Origin of the sequence: Stieleria neptunia, assembly GCF_007754155.1 — a bacterium.
Lineage (GTDB): Bacteria > Planctomycetota > Planctomycetia > Pirellulales > Pirellulaceae > Stieleria > Stieleria neptunia.
Map to the genome: position 1 here is coordinate 7,065,632 of NZ_CP037423.1, position 17,358 is coordinate 7,082,989.

General features: G+C 56.3%; 18 protein-coding genes and 1 tRNA gene. 8 read left to right on the forward strand and 11 right to left on the reverse strand.

The genetic code is table 11. The features are described 5' to 3' along the window. Window positions 1-46 precede the first annotated feature (46 nt). Window positions 47-361, reverse strand: coding sequence for a hypothetical protein (locus Enr13x_RS24535; RefSeq protein WP_145389463.1), 315 nt, complete (start codon window positions 359-361; stop codon window positions 47-49). A gap of 477 nt (window positions 362-838) precedes the next feature. Here Enr13x_RS24535 and rpsU point away from each other — a divergent pair, with 477 nt between their 5' ends. From rpsU to Enr13x_RS24555, 4 genes are all read left to right on the forward strand, one after another. Beyond that, on the forward strand, window positions 839-1,033 hold the full coding sequence (rpsU, locus tag Enr13x_RS24540) for a 30S ribosomal protein S21 (RefSeq protein ID WP_094417928.1): 195 nt from the start codon (window positions 839-841) through the stop codon (window positions 1,031-1,033). 175 nt (window positions 1,034-1,208) lie between these two features. Then, window positions 1,209-1,282, forward strand: a tRNA-Val gene (locus tag Enr13x_RS24545). A 706-nt stretch (window positions 1,283-1,988) separates the two neighbouring features. After that, the gene (locus Enr13x_RS39885; protein ID WP_145385343.1) at window positions 1,989-2,447 is read left to right on the forward strand and encodes an endonuclease domain-containing protein; all 459 of its coding nucleotides are present in this window, start codon (window positions 1,989-1,991) and stop codon (window positions 2,445-2,447) included. Window positions 2,448-3,105: 658 nt separating this feature from the next. After that, entirely contained in the window at window positions 3,106-4,023 is a 918-nt protein-coding gene (locus tag Enr13x_RS24555; RefSeq protein WP_197455325.1) for an ADP-ribosylglycohydrolase family protein, read from the forward strand. A gap of 108 nt (window positions 4,024-4,131) precedes the next feature. Here Enr13x_RS24555 and Enr13x_RS24560 read toward each other — a convergent pair whose 3' ends face one another. Beyond that, window positions 4,132-5,016 (reverse strand): hypothetical protein, encoded by an 885-nt coding sequence (locus Enr13x_RS24560; protein WP_145389465.1) that lies wholly within the window; start codon window positions 5,014-5,016, stop codon window positions 4,132-4,134. A gap of 162 nt (window positions 5,017-5,178) precedes the next feature. Between Enr13x_RS24560 and Enr13x_RS24565 the strand changes: the two genes are divergently transcribed. Both Enr13x_RS24565 and Enr13x_RS24570 read left to right on the forward strand, forming a co-directional pair. Further along, window positions 5,179-5,370 (forward strand): hypothetical protein, encoded by a 192-nt coding sequence (locus Enr13x_RS24565; RefSeq protein WP_145389466.1) that lies wholly within the window; start codon window positions 5,179-5,181, stop codon window positions 5,368-5,370. A gap of 499 nt (window positions 5,371-5,869) precedes the next feature. After that, on the forward strand, window positions 5,870-7,024 hold the full coding sequence (locus Enr13x_RS24570) for a lipase family protein (protein ID WP_145389467.1): 1,155 nt from the start codon (window positions 5,870-5,872) through the stop codon (window positions 7,022-7,024). Between the two features lie 314 nt (window positions 7,025-7,338). Here Enr13x_RS24570 and Enr13x_RS39890 read toward each other — a convergent pair whose 3' ends face one another. The 6 genes from Enr13x_RS39890 to Enr13x_RS38205 form a co-directional block, all read right to left on the reverse strand. Further along, complete coding sequence (locus Enr13x_RS39890; RefSeq protein ID WP_145389468.1) at window positions 7,339-7,668, reverse strand: PEP-CTERM sorting domain-containing protein; 330 nt, start codon at window positions 7,666-7,668, stop codon at window positions 7,339-7,341. 227 nt (window positions 7,669-7,895) lie between these two features. After that, window positions 7,896-8,642, reverse strand: coding sequence for an MIP/aquaporin family protein (locus tag Enr13x_RS24580; protein ID WP_145389469.1), 747 nt, complete (start codon window positions 8,640-8,642; stop codon window positions 7,896-7,898). A gap of 170 nt (window positions 8,643-8,812) precedes the next feature. Next, window positions 8,813-10,015: a sialidase family protein gene (locus tag Enr13x_RS24585; RefSeq protein WP_145389470.1), complete on the reverse strand. Its 1,203-nt coding sequence runs from the start codon at window positions 10,013-10,015 to the stop codon at window positions 8,813-8,815. Between the two features lie 213 nt (window positions 10,016-10,228). Next, the gene (locus Enr13x_RS24590) at window positions 10,229-10,585 is read right to left on the reverse strand and encodes a hypothetical protein (RefSeq protein WP_145389471.1); all 357 of its coding nucleotides are present in this window, start codon (window positions 10,583-10,585) and stop codon (window positions 10,229-10,231) included. A 66-nt stretch (window positions 10,586-10,651) separates the two neighbouring features. Next, window positions 10,652-11,143 (reverse strand): LURP-one-related/scramblase family protein, encoded by a 492-nt coding sequence (locus tag Enr13x_RS24595; protein WP_145389472.1) that lies wholly within the window; start codon window positions 11,141-11,143, stop codon window positions 10,652-10,654. A gap of 342 nt (window positions 11,144-11,485) precedes the next feature. After that, a complete protein-coding gene (locus Enr13x_RS38205) occupies window positions 11,486-11,653 on the reverse strand; it encodes a hypothetical protein (RefSeq protein WP_197455326.1) in 168 nt (55 codons plus the stop codon). 181 nt (window positions 11,654-11,834) lie between these two features. Here Enr13x_RS38205 and Enr13x_RS24600 point away from each other — a divergent pair, with 181 nt between their 5' ends. Further along, complete coding sequence (locus Enr13x_RS24600) at window positions 11,835-12,602, forward strand: hypothetical protein (RefSeq protein WP_231743759.1); 768 nt, start codon at window positions 11,835-11,837, stop codon at window positions 12,600-12,602. Window positions 12,603-13,496: 894 nt separating this feature from the next. Here the strand turns inward: Enr13x_RS24600 and Enr13x_RS24605 are convergent. After that, window positions 13,497-14,708 (reverse strand): hypothetical protein, encoded by a 1,212-nt coding sequence (locus tag Enr13x_RS24605; RefSeq protein WP_145389474.1) that lies wholly within the window; start codon window positions 14,706-14,708, stop codon window positions 13,497-13,499. A gap of 233 nt (window positions 14,709-14,941) precedes the next feature. Next, entirely contained in the window at window positions 14,942-15,301 is a 360-nt protein-coding gene (locus Enr13x_RS24610; protein WP_197455327.1) for an alpha/beta fold hydrolase, read from the reverse strand. A 442-nt stretch (window positions 15,302-15,743) separates the two neighbouring features. Here Enr13x_RS24610 and Enr13x_RS24615 point away from each other — a divergent pair, with 442 nt between their 5' ends. Next, window positions 15,744-16,268: a hypothetical protein gene (locus Enr13x_RS24615; protein ID WP_145389475.1), complete on the forward strand. Its 525-nt coding sequence runs from the start codon at window positions 15,744-15,746 to the stop codon at window positions 16,266-16,268. 105 nt (window positions 16,269-16,373) lie between these two features. Here Enr13x_RS24615 and Enr13x_RS24620 read toward each other — a convergent pair whose 3' ends face one another. Next, window positions 16,374-17,222, reverse strand: a complete 849-nt coding sequence (locus Enr13x_RS24620; RefSeq protein WP_145389476.1) for a hypothetical protein — start codon at window positions 17,220-17,222, stop codon at window positions 16,374-16,376. Window positions 17,223-17,358 lie beyond the last annotated feature (136 nt).

Here is a 17,358-nt window from a genome sequence, read left to right on the forward strand (position 1 = left end):
TTGGCGTGAACCGGCTGAATCCATCGGCACTCCAGCCCCAAAACCGCTACGCCCAGTCCTCGGCCGGCTCGAAGTCATCGTCGTCGTCATCCTGCAGCCCGTCATCCTCCAGGGAATCCTCTTCAAGCGCGAGCTTGAGAGCACTGCGGCGTGCGGCAGCGTCTCCCCCAGCCACTTCGGCCGCGGATTCGCCGGTCGGTTCCGCGGCGGGCTCGAGCCCCTTGAGGACTTCGGAGAGCTTGGCATCGAGTGCGTCCAGCTGGTCCAGCACGTCGTCCTGCCGCCGTTCCAGCTCCCCCAGCAATCCACCCGGTTGCGACTCATTGGGTTCGTCATCGAAGTGATGCGGGGGGACGGCCATCGGCGAGAACTTTCGGATCGAGGGGGACAACGGATGCGGTGCGACGCGGCGAGCGAACGAAGCGGTCGCACCGTTGCCATCGGACGAAAGGGGGAAGGATCGTGCGTGCCGCTCCAAACAAACCAGTCAGCTCGTCTGGGGAAAGATTGCCGGTTATCGGAGTTCTGCCGAATTTCCGGCGGACTGCCGGAGCGGTGGACAACCGCGACGATGATTTGTGCGTTCCGGTCGCGCCCGGCGGCGAATCACCGGGGCCGGCGGGAGAAAAAAGGCAGAAACCGTGGGAATTCTGATCAATCCGAAAAGGATGGCCGTTGCGGGAGTGGTGTGCCGATCGTTACACTCCCGCGTCTCTCAATTGGCCCCTGCGCGAAATCCACCCAAGTGTGGCTGACGGCACACTCTGGGGGGCCGATCTGGGTGTGGTAGCGATTCCAATTCAAAATCAGAGGTTCCAACGATGCAGATGGAGAAACAATGGTTAAGTTGATGGTCCGTGACAGCGAAACAATTCAAGAGGCAGTCCGAAGATTCCGAAAATTGGTCGAACGCAGCGGAATCAAAAAAGAAATGCGTCGCCGCGAGCATTACCAAAAACCCAGCGAAATTCGTCGCCGCCAGAAGATCCAGGCAGAGCGACGCAACAAGCGAGCCCGGATGCTCGGCCGCTAGCCGCGACCGCGAAAAACGTTGCCTGAATCGGCGGAATTCTGTCACCGCTCGGCAACTTTCGGTCGATCCGAACCATAACCACCCGGGCGCCAGCAGCGCGCCCACGGTCGATGCGAAACCACTGCGACCCCGCAGGGTCCCTTGCCGATCCGCGGCAACCATCGCATCCCCCCAAGGGCGTTTAGCTCAGTTGGCTAGAGCACCTCGTTTACACCGAGGGGGTCGGGGGTTCGAGTCCCTCAACGCCCACTTCTAAGTCGGTCTTCAGAAACGACTTATGCCTTCAGTTATGCGGGCCCCTGCGACCGAAAATCATGGGTCCCGGCGTGGGCCAGAGACGCAGGACCGGCTTTATCCGTTTGCGCTGTCGCCACACATGGCCTATTACCATCGCTTGCTCGTTGCAGGAGAATGCGGGGATGAGCGGCCCCCGCAGCGGTGAGTGGTCACCCAAGTTCTTCCGTACCATCGCCGCGGTGATGAAAAAAGAGGCGTCTCGCCCGATGCCGACGAGAATTCAAGCTAGAAGCGGCCGAGTGCGGCGTGCGACTCACTTGCCACGGGTTCCAAGCACTGGATCTGAAAACCGCCTGCGGACCCAGGACAGGCCTTCCTGGGCAACTCGGGACCGGCGTGTCAGCGCGCCAGTGGCCGGGGAATTGGCGTCGACAAATCGACACCTCTGCTGCAACGGTCTCCGACACCGACGCGCCGAAGCCTGTTGGGGAACCTGCATCGGTTGGTCCAACCGATGCGGTGAAAGCGGGCGTTTCAATCTGCGTCCGGCATTGGACAGAGTGCGAATTTGCGATTTCCACTCGGTGGCCGGCCTACCTCTATACTGGCTCCCTTCTCCCCCTTCGATGAAAGCGAGTCGTGCTCGCTTTCATCGAAGGGGGAGAAGGGTTGGGGATGAGGGGGCAAGCAGGCGTCACCCTTGAATCGTAGGGGCAGCATGAACAGAAGAGCTCGAAGGGATCCAAAGGCGATTTCCTTCGCCCGCGATCAACGGGTCCGCGCAAACGAGTTTGCTCAGGATGTTTGGCAAATGTTGCGCAATCGCCGGTGTCGAAATCAGAAGTTTCGGCGCGAATACGCAATTTCTCCGTATACAGTCGACTTCTGTTGTGTGGCCTTGAAGTTGATTGTTGAGGTTGATGGTGAACCTCATCAGACCAATGAAGGCCGTCAGCATGATCAGCGTCGCGACCGATATTTGGCCGAGGGAGGATATCACGTCGTGCGGGTTCTCGGTTACGAGGTCTTGAGGAATGCTGTTGCCGTGCGGCGCCGGATCGAGCAGGCGATTGACGAGCGGATGGAAGGACGTGCCCCCTCATCCCCAGCCCTTCTCCCCCACGACGAGAGCGAGCACCACTCGCTCTCGCCGCGGGGGAGAAGGGAGCCAGAATGAAGGAGTGCGATCGCACCGAACAGAGAAAACGCGATTTCTTCGCGCAGTCGGTTGCATCGACCGCTGCGAGTTCGCGAACTCGCTTCGCTGCAGTTTTCACAACTCCCAGACCTGATTCCCTCAAAACTGCGCCGAAACGGCGAATCAGCAGTGGTGGCGGCCGGACGCGTGGCGGTGGAGATGCGCTTGGCAGTCGAACGGCCCAACGAACACGTTGAAAGCAGGCAAAACTGTCTGGAAAGACACATCATCTCGATGGGGCTGGAAAGTGACTGGGGGCCAACTAGACGGCCAGCAACTGAGTGGGACCGGCCATTGGATTTTCCAGGACAACAACTGCACGGCCATCCTTCAGGGGGACGTATCGCGCGGCGGCAAGCCCCTGCCCAAGCTGAAGGAGACGTTCATGCGGTTGGATGACCAGCAAACTGTGTCGCTATCAACATCGGGAAGTGTTCTCTTGTTACGAACCGTTCGGTCCCAATCGCTAAACCGCGTGCAAACCGAGTCGATTCTCGGTTTCGACTGTCACAGTGACGACTCAATTTTCCAGACAGCTCCAATCCGTGACCCAAATGATCATCCAGATCGCAGACTTCGTTTCGGTCGGATAGACTGAAAGTAGATCCATCCTCCCTACCGCATGGAGAGAACATTCATGCGTCGTCCCCACAAGATTCACTTTAGCGGCTGCGTCATCGGTCAGTGCCTGGGCGACGCGCTGGGGGTTCTCCGTGAAGGCTGGCCGCGGGAGGACTGTGAGGTCTATGTTGCCGGCCCGTTGCGGTCATGGCTGCAGGGACAACTGGACGAGAACGCTTGGTCGGGACAGTACACAGACGACTCACAACTGGCTCGCGAACTGATTCAGAGTTTCGTCGACTGCGGCGAATTCAATCCGGCGGATTACGCCAAGCGGATCGACGCGATCTTCGTGGAGGACCGGATCGTCGGTCGCGGGATGACGCCCCATCATGCCGCAATGCGTCTGGCGGCCGATCTGTCTTGGGACGAAGCCGGAACGCCGGCGCCGGCAGCTGGCAACGGCAGTGCCATGCGGGCTGGCCCGATTGGGCTGATGTTTGGGGACGTGCGTCACGTGGTTCAAGCTGCCTACAACCAGGGTCGAATCACGCACCAGGATCCGCGGGCCTCGGCCGGTGCGGTCGCGATTGCCATTGCCGTTCATCTGGCTCTGCGATCGAAAACTATCGACCCACCAGCCTTTGTTTCCCAACTGGCGGAATTCACGGCGACGGTTGATGAGGGCTTCGCGCAAAGCCTGCGACAACTGTCGGGATTCTTGGAGCTTTCCATGAACGAGGCTGTCGATCGGATTGCGGTGTTGGGGCTGGAGCCAGGAGCAAAAAGCGACTGGAACCGCATCTCACCGTTTGTCATTCCAAGTGTGATCTGGAGTCTCTATGCATTCTTAAACTCGCCAGACGACTACGCGGCGGCGATCAGCACGGCGATTCGCGTCGGGGGAGACGTGGACACGACGGCCGCCATGACGATCAAACCACGCCGCGTGATCGATGGATTGAATGCCCAGCTCGCGTCGTTGATCATGTGAAAGTTCGTCTGCGTGCAAAACTAAACCATTTTCCGGTCCCCATTCCCACCACTTATTCCTTGTGTTTGCAGTCGAGGTGGATTCATCGGTTCGATCGACGGGTACGTTTCATTTCGCTCCAGAATCCCCTGTCAATTCTCGCCTGGGTGGGCGTTGCGTCAGACGATAACCGTGGACGCGAAAAACCAAGAGGGTCAGCATCAAAAACGAATTGCAGCACAGCACCATCTGCCACAATTTCAGATCGAAACCCCGCCGCCAAAACACTTGAGGTGCAAGCATGATCGCCGCGGTTAAACCAATCAAAACGGCCCCGCTCCTGACAAGAGATCCTGGCGTTGATGTCAAGGTCGTCCATGCGACGGTAATCGCAAACAAGGCGACCAAAATCCCTTCAAGAACACGATCAAGCCTGCGGTGACTGACGAGTTGCTCGGAGACCTGAAGGTTCACGATGGCGAAACAAACGGCAACAAAGCCGATGCAAAACAGAAGCTGATGGATTCCAAACTGGCGACGCAGCGTGACGGTTTGCGCTGCCGAGCAGGGGTCGATGGTGAATCCGACTCTTGCAACCACGACTGATAGGATGCTCAAAGAAACGGCAAGGCCCAGCGAGGTAAACGCCAAAGGTTCTAACGACGTCCCATAGGTCAACGCGACGGCGAGTGCAATGGCTGCCACTCCAATGCTGACCGAAACCAGCTTCGTCGTCCAACGACCGGGACCAAGGAAAACGACGATCAATAGTGCGCCGATGACGGCAAAGACACCGGACCGCATGAAGCTCCAATTGTCGACTCGAAAGAACCACCAATTGCTCTGTAAACGCCAGACGGTCCAAACCAAGATGCCCAGCAGCGCGACCATGGCGGCGCAAAGATCGTATGCCATCTGTCGCGGTAACCGATCCGCATCATTTCCTAAACGACTTCCGATGAACCTGCCGGCAAGTGCCAGTAAAAGAGCCCCCGTCAACCACAGCCACAGCATGTATCGTTGCAATTCGATGGTCCACGGCTGACGCCTGACGGTTCCATCGCGCAATGAGATCCGCGCGGTCTCGCCTGCCTTGGTCATCAGTTCCAGGCTCTTGTCATCTTCACCGATCCAGATCGATGACTTGCGGGCTTTGTCGTACCCGACCCACGACGTATGGCTGACCGTACTCCACACCTGATCCCGTTCGGGAAAAAACAAGATGTCACCGATGCCCAGGCTTCGAATGAGTTCGCCAGTTGGCTCGTAAATCAGAATGCGATCCCGGGATCGAAAACCGGCGTGAAGGTCAGCGATGGCGAATCGTTGGCCGTCATCGGACACCAACACGCTCAGGTGGGCATGTGAATCGATCTGCGAAATCACTCCACTGTGTGTTTCATCCGTATCATGATCGCGCCAAACATATTTCCAAGACGGCCGGTTTGGCCAAGCCGGGGGGGAAACAACGACAGAATAGCGACCGCCTGTCGAAACCCCGGTTTCCTGTCTCGACCACACGCATGAATCGGCGAGCACCTGTGAATCGATGCAGACCCACAAGACGACCAAGATGCTGTTGTGAAGGAAACGCTGCGTCTTCGACATCATCACCTTGAAGTGCTCCGGCGTTCTTTGCTTAGATAGTTCCATTGAGCAGACGATCCAATCTCGAACGAGAGAATTGAGCGGCTCCGTCAGACCGGCGATGTGTCTCGACCAGATCCTAACATAACGCTCCGGCGCGGCCGTCTCCAGGATTTGACCGGCCTAGGCAAAATCAACACAAGGACCGACAATCATCCGTGCGGAATTGCACAGCCGCGATGCCTGGCTCTACCCGACGGTATGGAGGCGATTTGCACCGATGAAGATGACGACGACCATTCGCACACAACCTGACAATTCTGCTCCTCCGATCGCACCTCCGGCGGCGTCCCCCGCCGTCGCCGGCATGCCGACTGCGGCAGACCTGCAAAACGCGACGGAGCTAAGCTGTCTTGTCTATGAACCGCTTGAATTTGCTGCTCAAACGCTTGACCATAACGGATTTACGAAAATCCTGACGCTCTCTCGGTTTCCTGATGCTCAATTGATTGCGGCCATCGAGGGCCGCACTGCTTTCATCGCGTTCCGCGGTTCGGCGAGCGCGGTGGACTGGATTGTTGATCTTCTTTTTTGGCCATTCTTCTGGCCGCTCCGTCATTTCGGATTTGGTTGGGCATGGAGAAGCTTGAAACCCGAGCTGACGCAGTGGTTGTCGGATCATTCAAAACAGTTCGACGATGTTTTGCTGACGGGGCATTCACTTGGCGGCGCGATGGCACATCTGGCGGCGATGGACCTTTGCTCAAAATACAGCATTCGTTCGGTGATCACGTTCGGCGCCCCCAAAGCCTGCTTTGCGGGCACGGCATCTCGCTATGACAAGCAAGTCGTCCATGGGCGAGCCGACCAGACCCTCAAGGACGTCACGTATTGCGTCGTCAACGGACGCGATCTTGTTGCAAAGGTCCCCCTGGGAATCATGCAATTTAATGAAGTGGGACGATTGATCTACATCGACCAACACGGAACCGTCCATGGGACTCAGACCGGCTGGAAGACGCGTAGCGACGAATCAATGCATTACATGTCGCAAGTGCTCGAACCGCTAGACATTCCCCCGTCTGAAATGTCATCGGCAGCGATCTTGACTGAGCCGAAATCCGCTGGGCAGACACTCTGGCACTGGGTCTTGATCGGGGTCAATGCCTTTTTGCCGGCGAAATATTTTCTGCTACCTGCTGTGATCTATATCCAAACGGCGCGATACTTTCTGCATTCGGGATTGTCACATATGTCGGGGCACTATTGGGATCACCTGTCAAGAGATCGGTGGACTAATCGACTGCATCACCCGGTGGCAACGCCCCGAAGCGTTGGCAGTCTTTTCCTGTTTTTCATTTTGGCTGCGGCCTTCATGACCGGACTCTTTTACATTCTGAAGTGGTCGATTCAGGGGAGCAACCTGGGTGGTTGAAGAGTAAAGCCTCGCCAGAACGCTCCGGGCTTAGCGCGCTTGATTCAAGGTCACGGGGCGCCCAAAAGGGACCAACGCGCCCACCGGGATTGCGGCCGGTGGGCCGCTCACCGACCACGTCGGTCAACGTTTTATCCTCCAACCGATCGTTGGTTCCTTCACAGGTCGATGCAACCGCGGCGACCTCAGTTGTCAGTCATTGTTGCTCGACTGGACAACGAACGATGGACAACGAACGATGGACAACGAACGATGGACAACGAACGATGGACAACGAACGATGGGCAAGACGATGGGGGCAAAACGATCAGAGTCTAAAATTGTTTTGCCCCCATTGTTTTGCCGTTGCTCCGAGGATGGGGGAACAATCGTGCAATGGGACCAATTCGACAAATAGGACTTGTAGGTCGCATCTGTCCTATTGGTCCTATCGAGAGCGACACTTTTCGCCGCTTCGGCTGGACCATCCTCCGCATTTTAGGCGATCGCCTCGACTGCCTCGTCCTTCGATAGCCCATCGCCATCAGGCCAAAGGCACCGAAGATGGCAAACGAACTCGGTTCGGGAACAACGGCGGCCGAGCCGCGACTTGCGACACGAAAACCGATGTTAGGAAAAATTGGGTCGAGGGATTGTTTTCGCAAATGCGGTACGTCGACGACAAGCCGAGGGCAGCGTTGGTTGTGTAGGCACCGCCGCGATAACCGCGCGAAAGATTACCCGACCAATTTGTGAGAACGTACGACGTTTCTTCCCATTCAAATACGTTACCTCCAAGTCCCATGATCCCAAACGGACTCCGACCGCCAGCCTGCGTGATGTCCGCGGGCACTGTCGAATTTCACTTCGTTTCCGTGCGCTGCCGCGCAGCTTACTTTAAAAGGTGGAAGGCGACTGCCGCCAACGTTCCGCCGACGATCGGGCCGGCAATTGGTACCCACGCATACCCCCAATCGCTGTCCCGTTTGTTCTCGATGGGCAGCAACGCATGGACAATTCGTGGACCAAGATCGCGAGCCGGATTGATCGCATAGCCGGTCGTTCCGCCCAACGACATGCCGATTCCAAACACCAGCAGCGCGACCGGCAAGTAACCCAGCGAACCAAGGCCCAGTCGCGGATCGGAGTCGACCGGCACATCACCCTGGATCAAACTGGGCGTGACCATCAAGAAGATCGGCAAGACCAAGGCGAACGTTCCAACGACTTCGCAAAGAAACGATTGGAGGTTGTTGCGGATCGCCGGCGCGGTGGCAAAGCAAGCCAGCATGGCATCCGGATCGCGTGTCGCAGCAAAATGCTGGCGATAGAACAAATAAACCAGTACCGCGCCGATCGTCGCGCCGATCATCTGAGCGATGATGTAGGTGATCGTCGAGCCCAACGAAAGCTTCCCGGCGGCGAGCATTGCAATCGACACCGCCGGATTGATATGTGCACCGCTGAATTCGTTGGCACAAAACGCTCCGATAAACACCGCGACTCCCCATCCGGCGCTGATGGTCAACCAGCCGGCGTCGTTGCCCTTGGTACGCTCGAGAACAACGTTTGCAACGACGCCGTTGCCAAACAAAATCAGCATCATCGTACCGATGATTTCTGCGGTAAATGCGGACATAAATGAACTGGGGCTGGGAGCGTGCCAATCGAATTGAGTTTTGCCAGAATTGCACCGAAGCGTTGTGGCAAGAGAATTCTAACGGGACGGCGCCACGTCGTGGCGATTGAAGTCGAATCGAGTGTACGGAAGGCGAGGCAGTCACGCACGATGCCGCGCTTGCGGGCACCCTACTCGCCACCGTGCAGAACCCATTGTTTACTGAATTTTGCGTACTTGATGCTTTTCCGTTCGCCCTCGGGTGTCGGAACAAAGTAGCTGTACGTCGCATGCAGGCTGCCATCGGAAGCCTCGATGACGGACGGGTAGTGAAAACTTCCCTGACCAGGTTGCGATTGTTCCAAATGACGCGTGTTGCTCCACGTCGCTCCTTCGTCGTGCGAGACGGAAACTGCCAGGCTGTGTCGACCGTCTTCCAAGTCGTTGTAGACGCACAGCCAATCGCCATCGCGTAGCTTCATCAATTCCAAGCCTGCTCCCGGGTTTGGCAAGGTGGGATGATCATCGACCTTGCCCCACGTTTCACCACGGTCGTTCGACTCAGACACCAGGACGCGTTTTGGGGGTGGTCCGTTGTCCCGCATGTAGGCGACAATTGAGCCGTCTTTGCGGGTCGCGAAACTCGGCTGGATGTTGCCTACGCCCACGATAGGATCACTGTATCGCCACGTCTTGCCCAAATCGTCTGTGATCCCAACAAGCGAAAAAGAAAAGCCATCCGAGTAGAGTCCGACCAACATCCGGCCATCCTGCAACATCAGCGGATGGGCGCGTGTGAACCAGCCGATTCGACGTGTCAGCTTATCGCCGGCTTGCCTGTTGATCTCGGCGATCCATCTCTTGGCCTCATCGCCAGGTTCATTGTCGCCGACGACGTCGGCCAGTTTGGCCGCGACTATTTTTTCAAAGTCACCCTGATGCTTGACATGCATCACACGCATCGAGTCCCATTTCGGTGGACCGTTCGGCATCGTGTAGTTGGTTGACTTCTTGATTTTCATCAACGCCGTTTCCCACCGATTGGCCTGGATCGTTGGCCACAACAGCCATAGCGTTTGCGTTTGATCAATGATCATGCAGCAATTGGTATCGGGAAAACCAGGTGTGTCCGCCATCAAAAACGGTTTCGTCCACTTCCCAGATTGCTTGACCCATCGTGCGCCCAGGATCTTCACGTCATCACTTTTTCGCTCGCCACTGCCGTGGAACCAGCAAACGAGTAGATCCCCGTTGGGGCATTCAACGATGCAAGAGCCATGATTGTGCCAATCTTCCAGTGGAAAGATGAGTTCTTTGTGCACGTCCTGTTGCGCCTGCACCGTCGAGACGAGACTCACGACCGCTGTTACGATCGCCAGGCATGCGGAAAGCATTGTTCTGCATGTCGTTCTCATTGATTTTTCGCCTCGACGAGTTGTGTGTACGCTTCGCGACAGTCACTCACGGTAACTTCATTGCGACTCACAGTCTAACGGCTTGTCAGCCGGCGAGGCTCGTTGCTCTCAACAGGGATGGTTCCGTCTACCGATTCTCTTTTCTTCGAGCGGTGAACGCGAATGGCGAAGGCCAGTCCGCCGACCGGCAAATCACGGCTGAAAGCTGTGCCGTTTGGCGATCTGCTCGCCACAGTACATACAGCTCATGTGTCGCTTGCTGATCGTGCGTCCGCACTTGCGGCACGACTCCGTACCGCTTCCCATCTTTCCGTCGGCCACTCCATCGCGCAAGTCGATCTCACTCACTTTGGCCAACAGTTGCTCATCGCTGAGTCCCGAATGGTCACGGGCGACTTCCCAGAGCGCTTGGCACGTCAGCGCCAATGATTCGACTTTGTCCTCCAGCCGAGCGATCTCGTAGCTGATGTTTCGTGATTTCGATTCCGCCCTGCTTGCCGTTGCGCTGGCATCGCGAATCTGCGATTGTTGATACAGTTCCCACAACACGACAGTCTCTCCTTTATCACGGATGGGCAATGGTCAATCACACGCGCTGCGATCGACCGACAAAGTCTAGTCACTGTTCTTCGACTCATCATGCAGAACTTGGTCGATCACAATGCAAGCGCAAAGTACTGCAACTTCATCTGTTCCCTCATCAATTTCAACACCGTAGCTGTCCGTCCACGCCCAGAGCTTCTTGCTGACCGTAGCCACGACTCGGTTTTGTCTCTCGAACGTGAACTCATGAGCCCAGAAAGAACCGTCGATCGTGAAATCATTGGGGCCTGGAACATCGAGCGTGAATCTCTTGTTGAGCCATGTCCACTCCTTCGTCACTTCGGCAAAAACGGCGCCGTCGATAATGATTTGATATCTCGGTTTCCAAGACAGCAACTTCTGGCTGATCAGTGCGATTTCCCTGCCACTTCTATCTTGGAAAGAGAGCTTGTCTCCCCACGAAAACGCCTTGCCATCGACATGATACAGCGGCTCGCCCCCATCATCGGTGATGGCAAAGTCATTTCCCCATGACCAAAACTTCTCTTTGATGCGAAAGATCATGCGTGCTCCAATAGAGGGGTCCTTTCACTTTTAGTTCGAGGCGAGAAAACCGACCGATCAGGGCGCCAAAACTTCAGGTTTTCGCTAAGCAGACACCAGAGGATTCATGGCTGATCCTATTCTTCTTGTGCGACTTCCAACTATACGCGAAATTTACGGGCTGATGGTTGCGCCCGCAGCTTTGCATAAAGCTTGCGCGCCGGGGCAACGATCGTGCAATGGGACCAATAGGACTTTAGCCCCCAGCCGATCGCTACATTCCTTCCGGCACGTTGGTCATGCAGCCAATGGGTGCTGTCTTTGCGGGCAGTTAGCACTGAATCGGTGGAAAATAGTCCAGAATCACATCCGTCGGCAATTCGACGCCGCGATGGTTTTGACCGGCAAGAACTCACTGGATTGCTCGGTGCCGAGTCGTGAACAACTTCGGTCGCTTCGCACCGTCAGGTTGAATCTTCGATCTGCCCCATCGTATTCCCCCGCTTGTTTGCCACGGAGTTGTAGCGACATGATACGATCGATCGAGCGAGCGTGCGGGGTATTCCGGTTGCGGGCGGCGATAAATCGGTAGACCAGCCCCTTCGCTGCATTGCCTTACTTTCAGGGAGATTGCTTGATGCGGTCAGAGTTATACTGCGGGTTAGTACTGGGCTTGTCGATGATTGGCTGCTTCTCTGGGTGCGGCCCCCACGTGAATCCGCAGGCGGACGCAGCGCCGACGAAATCCGCCGCCAACGCGGTGCCAAATTCAGCACCGCAAGAGTCAGCCGCCGAGGCGGCGGAACCACCGGATGAAGATTTGCGTAAACCGGCTACCGCGGCTGAAGCTGCAGCGGCAATCGATCTCTCGACATTTCCACTATTGCCCGACGCTGGGGAAATTACGACGAGAACCGTTGCTTGCTTGGACTATGAAGCTCGACTCAAGGCGTTTGATGTGAGAAACGAGTATGAGTTTCAACGCCGCAACCTGCTCGAGCGGCAGTGGAAGGCGTTGTCCGAATCCGATAGTTCCGCGGGATACGCCGAAGGGCAGTTCGTCCGCTCGGGATTTCACCTCTATGTCACCGTCCAATTACACGACGAGCCGGGCAAAGTCCTGGTGCGACTGCGGAATAATGGCAACGTCAACGTGAGCAAGCTGCCGGTGCCGGCGGGCGCGGAATTTGTCAATTTGAACTATAACATCGCGTCGTATGAAACGAGCGTTGGCGTCGAAGAAACCAAGGAGGCTGTTCGCAAATTGCTAGTCGATCAGGGCTGGAAGGTTTTGGGCTGGCGCGGCAATAGGCTAATTCTGCAACAAAACGCCGTAGAGCTAACCTCCGTCGTGGAATCACGTTCAGCGCAGCCTGGTAAGACAAGAATCGCTTACTGGACGGTCCAGTTATCGACCGATTCGCGGGAGCCTGCCGATGCCTACTTGAGCGAGTACGAAGTTCAAGATAACGCACGTTAGATGAACCAGACGCCTGACGGCGGAGCACTACCCATTCAGAACACACCGACTGCACGAATCCGGAATCCTTGGTGACGGCAGTGGCATCGACTTCCGAAGCCAACACTCGGCGAAATTGCTCAAGTTCGGTGCGTGACGGCCGACCGATTTTATTTCGAAACAGTTGGAGAACTCGGTGGAAGTCCAAGCTGTTGACAAAGGCTTTGCGGATCTATTCGTTAAGCGCAGCTGTTGGATCGTTGGCCAATTCGGCCGCGATCCGCACCATGTTGACAAATTCGACTCGATAGCCGTAGTCGTCCCGCCCTCGGGCGGATGATGCACCGTGCAGCGGTCGCCTGGCAATGCCCAGACGGAATTGTCAGACCCTTACCGCTCTCGTGACAAACGCTCAAATGAAACCGTGCGACGACAGAACGGCCGATTGCAATCTAACTCCCTGCATGTCTACGGACGCCGCAAAGCCGTGGTTCGAACTCGAATTCAGTTTGAAGCTCCAACATCATCGACTGGGGGCCTTTGGCGACGCGCGTTGTTTTCAAACTCCGGTCGATGAAGCCGGAGTATCCAAATCGGGATGCCCTTCTCCGACGAGGTCTGAATGACCGACCCGACTTTCGGCCGACTCAAATCCGCCTCGGTCCATGAAACCTCAGCAAGACGAAAGCGTTCTCACGACATCCAAGCCATAACGATGACGAACAGTAACGCAGCGATGGCGAACATGATCATTAGCCCTCCACAGCCCATGGAATTGTTGGTTCCACCTACATCGCCGAAAAAATCAAAGTCGTCTAGCAAGGTACTGACTCATTGGTGGATTGAGTGAAAGGCCGATGGCAATTACCCGTTGGTCTCAGCAGCGCGCCGCCCATGCCCAACGATGATTTCGAACTAACGGTTTGACTCCGGAAGCGCATCTTGACGATGGCAGCGCACGACGCGTTTGAGAAACAATGCCAACACAGCGCACGCAGTGATCACCAGCAGCCCGCATAACGTTGCATACAGAATGAACGTATCTTTCGCGGGGTCGCGGTAAACGTATGCGTCTTCATCGGCAGATCGGTCCGTCACGACTGCCTCGGGAATCGCTCGGTACTTTTCATTGAACTTCAAATCGACGGCTTCACCCGCCGCGATCCATTTCCGTTCATCTTCAGCAAGTTTCGCAAACCATGCATTTGCGTCGGCTTGCTCCTTACGAAAATCTTCCGCTACTAGCTTTTCGCTAACTTCCACCCTGGCTCCTTGGTTTAGCGATTGCAGCGACCATGAGATGGCGCGGCTAGCCAACGCGTTGTAGTCTCGCTTTGCCGCTTCGTCTTGGACATTTTGCGCGGCGCTGGAGTAGGCGCGAAAGGCAAGCTGATCTGCCGAATGTGCTTGCTGAAGATCACCCAGTGCTTCCAGCAGAATCGGCGATTTGTGCTGGGAGAACCGCATCATCCCGAGGATGCCTTTCGTCGCTTCTTGCAACTCCTCCGTGGAAAGAAATTTGTTTGGATCTCCATGCAACTCGTTTCGCAAGAAAGTGTAGAAGGTTCGCTTCGCATGGAGCGGGTAATCGTGGTCCTCTTGAAGCCGTCCTCGCCCAAGTGGCAACTTCAGGCCATCATCCGTTGTGCAGCTGAGGACGTACTTTACCAAGATGACTTGGTACTTCTCGCGACCGAAGTGTGCGTCCGGATTCACCTCAATTGCCCGTTCGATCCACTTCAAGCCTTCGGTCAATTGACCGTCGTGAATGTAAATCGTTCCCAAGTTGGCTAGCGACTCGTAGCGATCTGGGTTTCGTTCCAGTTGTTTCCTAACAACTGCGATCCCTTCGTCATAGCGTTTCAATTTCTCCAGTGAAACGGCCACGTCATCCAACATCAGGTCGTTTTCAGGATCCGATTCCAGCTTTTCCAGCCGATCCTTCAATCGCCATTCGTAGTATGCAAGAGTGTGCCTGGGGAACTTGCCAAGAATGATCTCTAGCGCAGTCGGAAACCGCGAACGTTCCTCAAGCAAGGTCTCGGTGTCCCAGTCACAGGCGCGAGAACACGTCGCTGCAAACACTACGACTAGCAGGCCTGCGAGAGTGCATTCCCAGTGATTCATGTCACGGTTCCCTGATGATTGAGTGCCCAAACGACCATTCCCAACAGGCCCAAAACTGCGTGGATTCCTGCCTCTGCACGTTTCCAAACGGGTTGGCCGTGACAGTGGGCAAGAGCTGAACTTTCATGTCATCGAATGGAATTCGAAGAAGTCTCAATGTGGTTGAAATCTCAATTTGTATAGTCCTACCGCTCGTAGTGCCGGTCGGACGAAAACTGAGCCTAGCACAATCGCTACCAGCACAGGGACGGCGAGGCGTTTTTGACCAGCTTTCCCCAGTAGACGCGTGAATGCAGGATGATCGTGTTCGGCTTGATGGTCGTGGCCCTGCCCCAATTCTTCCATGCCGGGCAGAGCAAGACCAACGGGGTGCTTTCCGACTGGATGTTCATGGCGACCGCCCCGCCGCGGGAGCTACCGACGACAACATCGGGTGGATGTCGATTGTACTCGGCTTGGGCGGTGCGTACGGCAGCGTCAAAGTCATCGTCATCCAGAGCCGGATTGATGACCTCGTGCCCGGCGTCCTTCAGGAACGTCGGTTTCACACCGCCAACGACGCTGTTCCAGCCGTGGAGGAAAAGGATCTTCATGATGTCTTGGTCCAATGGCCCGAACAATGCCGCGCTCCTCAAACAATGGGTTTTGGAAGGCCGTAGGGTGGACGTCCTTGGAGCAATGTCTGAATGTATCTGATTTCTTTTTGCACGGGGGCTGCCCGCCGGGATGTAGCTCCCAAGTCGTCCAGGTGATTTCGTGATCGGTGGCGATCCGCACGGCAGTGCGGTGGGACCTTCGGAGATGAGTGATTCGGTACACGGAGTAGGTCGTGGGAACCGAGACGTTTTGGCCGGTACCTGCCAGAAACGAAGGGGTGAGCCATGCCCGTTTCAGTGCTCGGGATTTTCGAAGCGTCCAATCGTAGATTCTGCGCTCGACCCAAAAAAATTCTCGGAAAGCGCGCAGGATTGACCTGGAATGCGGTCAGTAGTTGGCATCACGGGAACTTGCTACTACCAACCTTCGGAGAATACCATGGCATCGTCACGTCTCAAGCGATCCCGAATCCAGATTGAAAACCTCGAAAATCGCATCGTGATGACCGGGATCAGCGTCGCTCAGCCGCCCCTCATCGAACTCGACACGGCCGCAGCTGACATCACCGACGTGTACTTCTTTGCGATCAGCAGTGCCGGCGATCGGTCGAGCGGATCGCCATTCGGCCAGGGGCCGGCCATCAAAGGCGATGTGCCTGCCGCGTCGACGCCGATCGAACCCGGCGACGTGGACGCGATCCTGGCATCGCAAGTGGACTTTTCGCGTCACTTCGAGACCGCGTCGAATGCCAACAGCGCAAGCGCCGTGCTGCATCCCGGTGCATCGACCGACATGACCACGGGCAACGCGGCAGCCGAGCAACCATCGGAAAGCTCATTCGAAAGTGCGCTCGCCGAATTGCAGGAGAGCATCAACTCGCTATCACCGACCGACAATATGATTGCCAATGACTCAAAGACGCGTCATGATGCTGCGATTCAAACCGTGTTAAGTGCTTACTGATTGTAATGTTGCGATTAACGCTCGGTCTTCATCATTCTGCCCCGCATGATTCTGCCATTCCGTGACGCTGGAAACGGTTGGGATGCTGATCGGCCTCCGTGCCGGTCACGGTTGCCGGCTGTCGGGCTCGACAATCACGGGGCGTTCGACCTCGATTCCCCAGGCCTTGAGAGTTTGGTAGGCCTCATCGCGGACGCCGAAATACTTCGAGCGAGTCCGATCGTCGGCCATCCGCCGGCTGTACCCAGAGTCCGCAAGCAACATACGCAGGCGGTCGATGTTGGCATCGGACTTAAAGTACCGCAGCACCTTGGCGGCTTCCGATCGCCTTGAAGAGCTCGTGGATTTCAGGAAGCCGATCGCACGTTTCTCCAGTTGCTCGTCGACCGGTACGACGAGTTGCCCGTAGGGGCCCAGCTTAGATTCCACCAGCACCTCCGCTGGAATCATCAGACGAACGGTATGCAGCTGCCGCACGTGGGGTGGCACGCGGCTGATGATCTCCCTGGCTGCCTGGACGATCGCGTCAGGTTTGCGCAGGATGGTAAAGTCAGCCAAAAAAAGTTCGACCTTACCCGGCGCCAACTCAATCAGCTTCGGCGAGAATGGGTGATGATCGCTGTGTGCGATCAGCAATCGGCTCGTACGCTCCTCAAACGCTTTGAATCGTGCCGTCGGGTGTTCGACGAACAGTCCCATTTTCTCATGGCGTTGCTCGAAGAGCGGGTATTTGAGCGTTTCCTCCACGGCGATCGTGATGCCGGGCTTCCTCGAGCCACCGGGGATGGGTTCGTCGCGGACCCGAATGATTCTCGCAACCCAAACACGGTCAGCGTTGATGACGAAACTTTCCAGGCTCTCAGCCGTTTCGATCAGGGGTTGAGCTGTTGCTTGATCCATAGCGAAGAGCACGAACCCCACAACAGCGACTGCAATTCGGCAAAGGCTACGCATGTGTCTCGTCTCCGAGCGTGGGATTTCCAGTTGAAGTATAGCCTACGAAGATTCTCTAGAGTGCCCTCACAGACTCGCAGAGTCCGGACCGCTCTAGCCTGAGATTCCGGACAGAGCGAAAAGACAGACCGTGTTC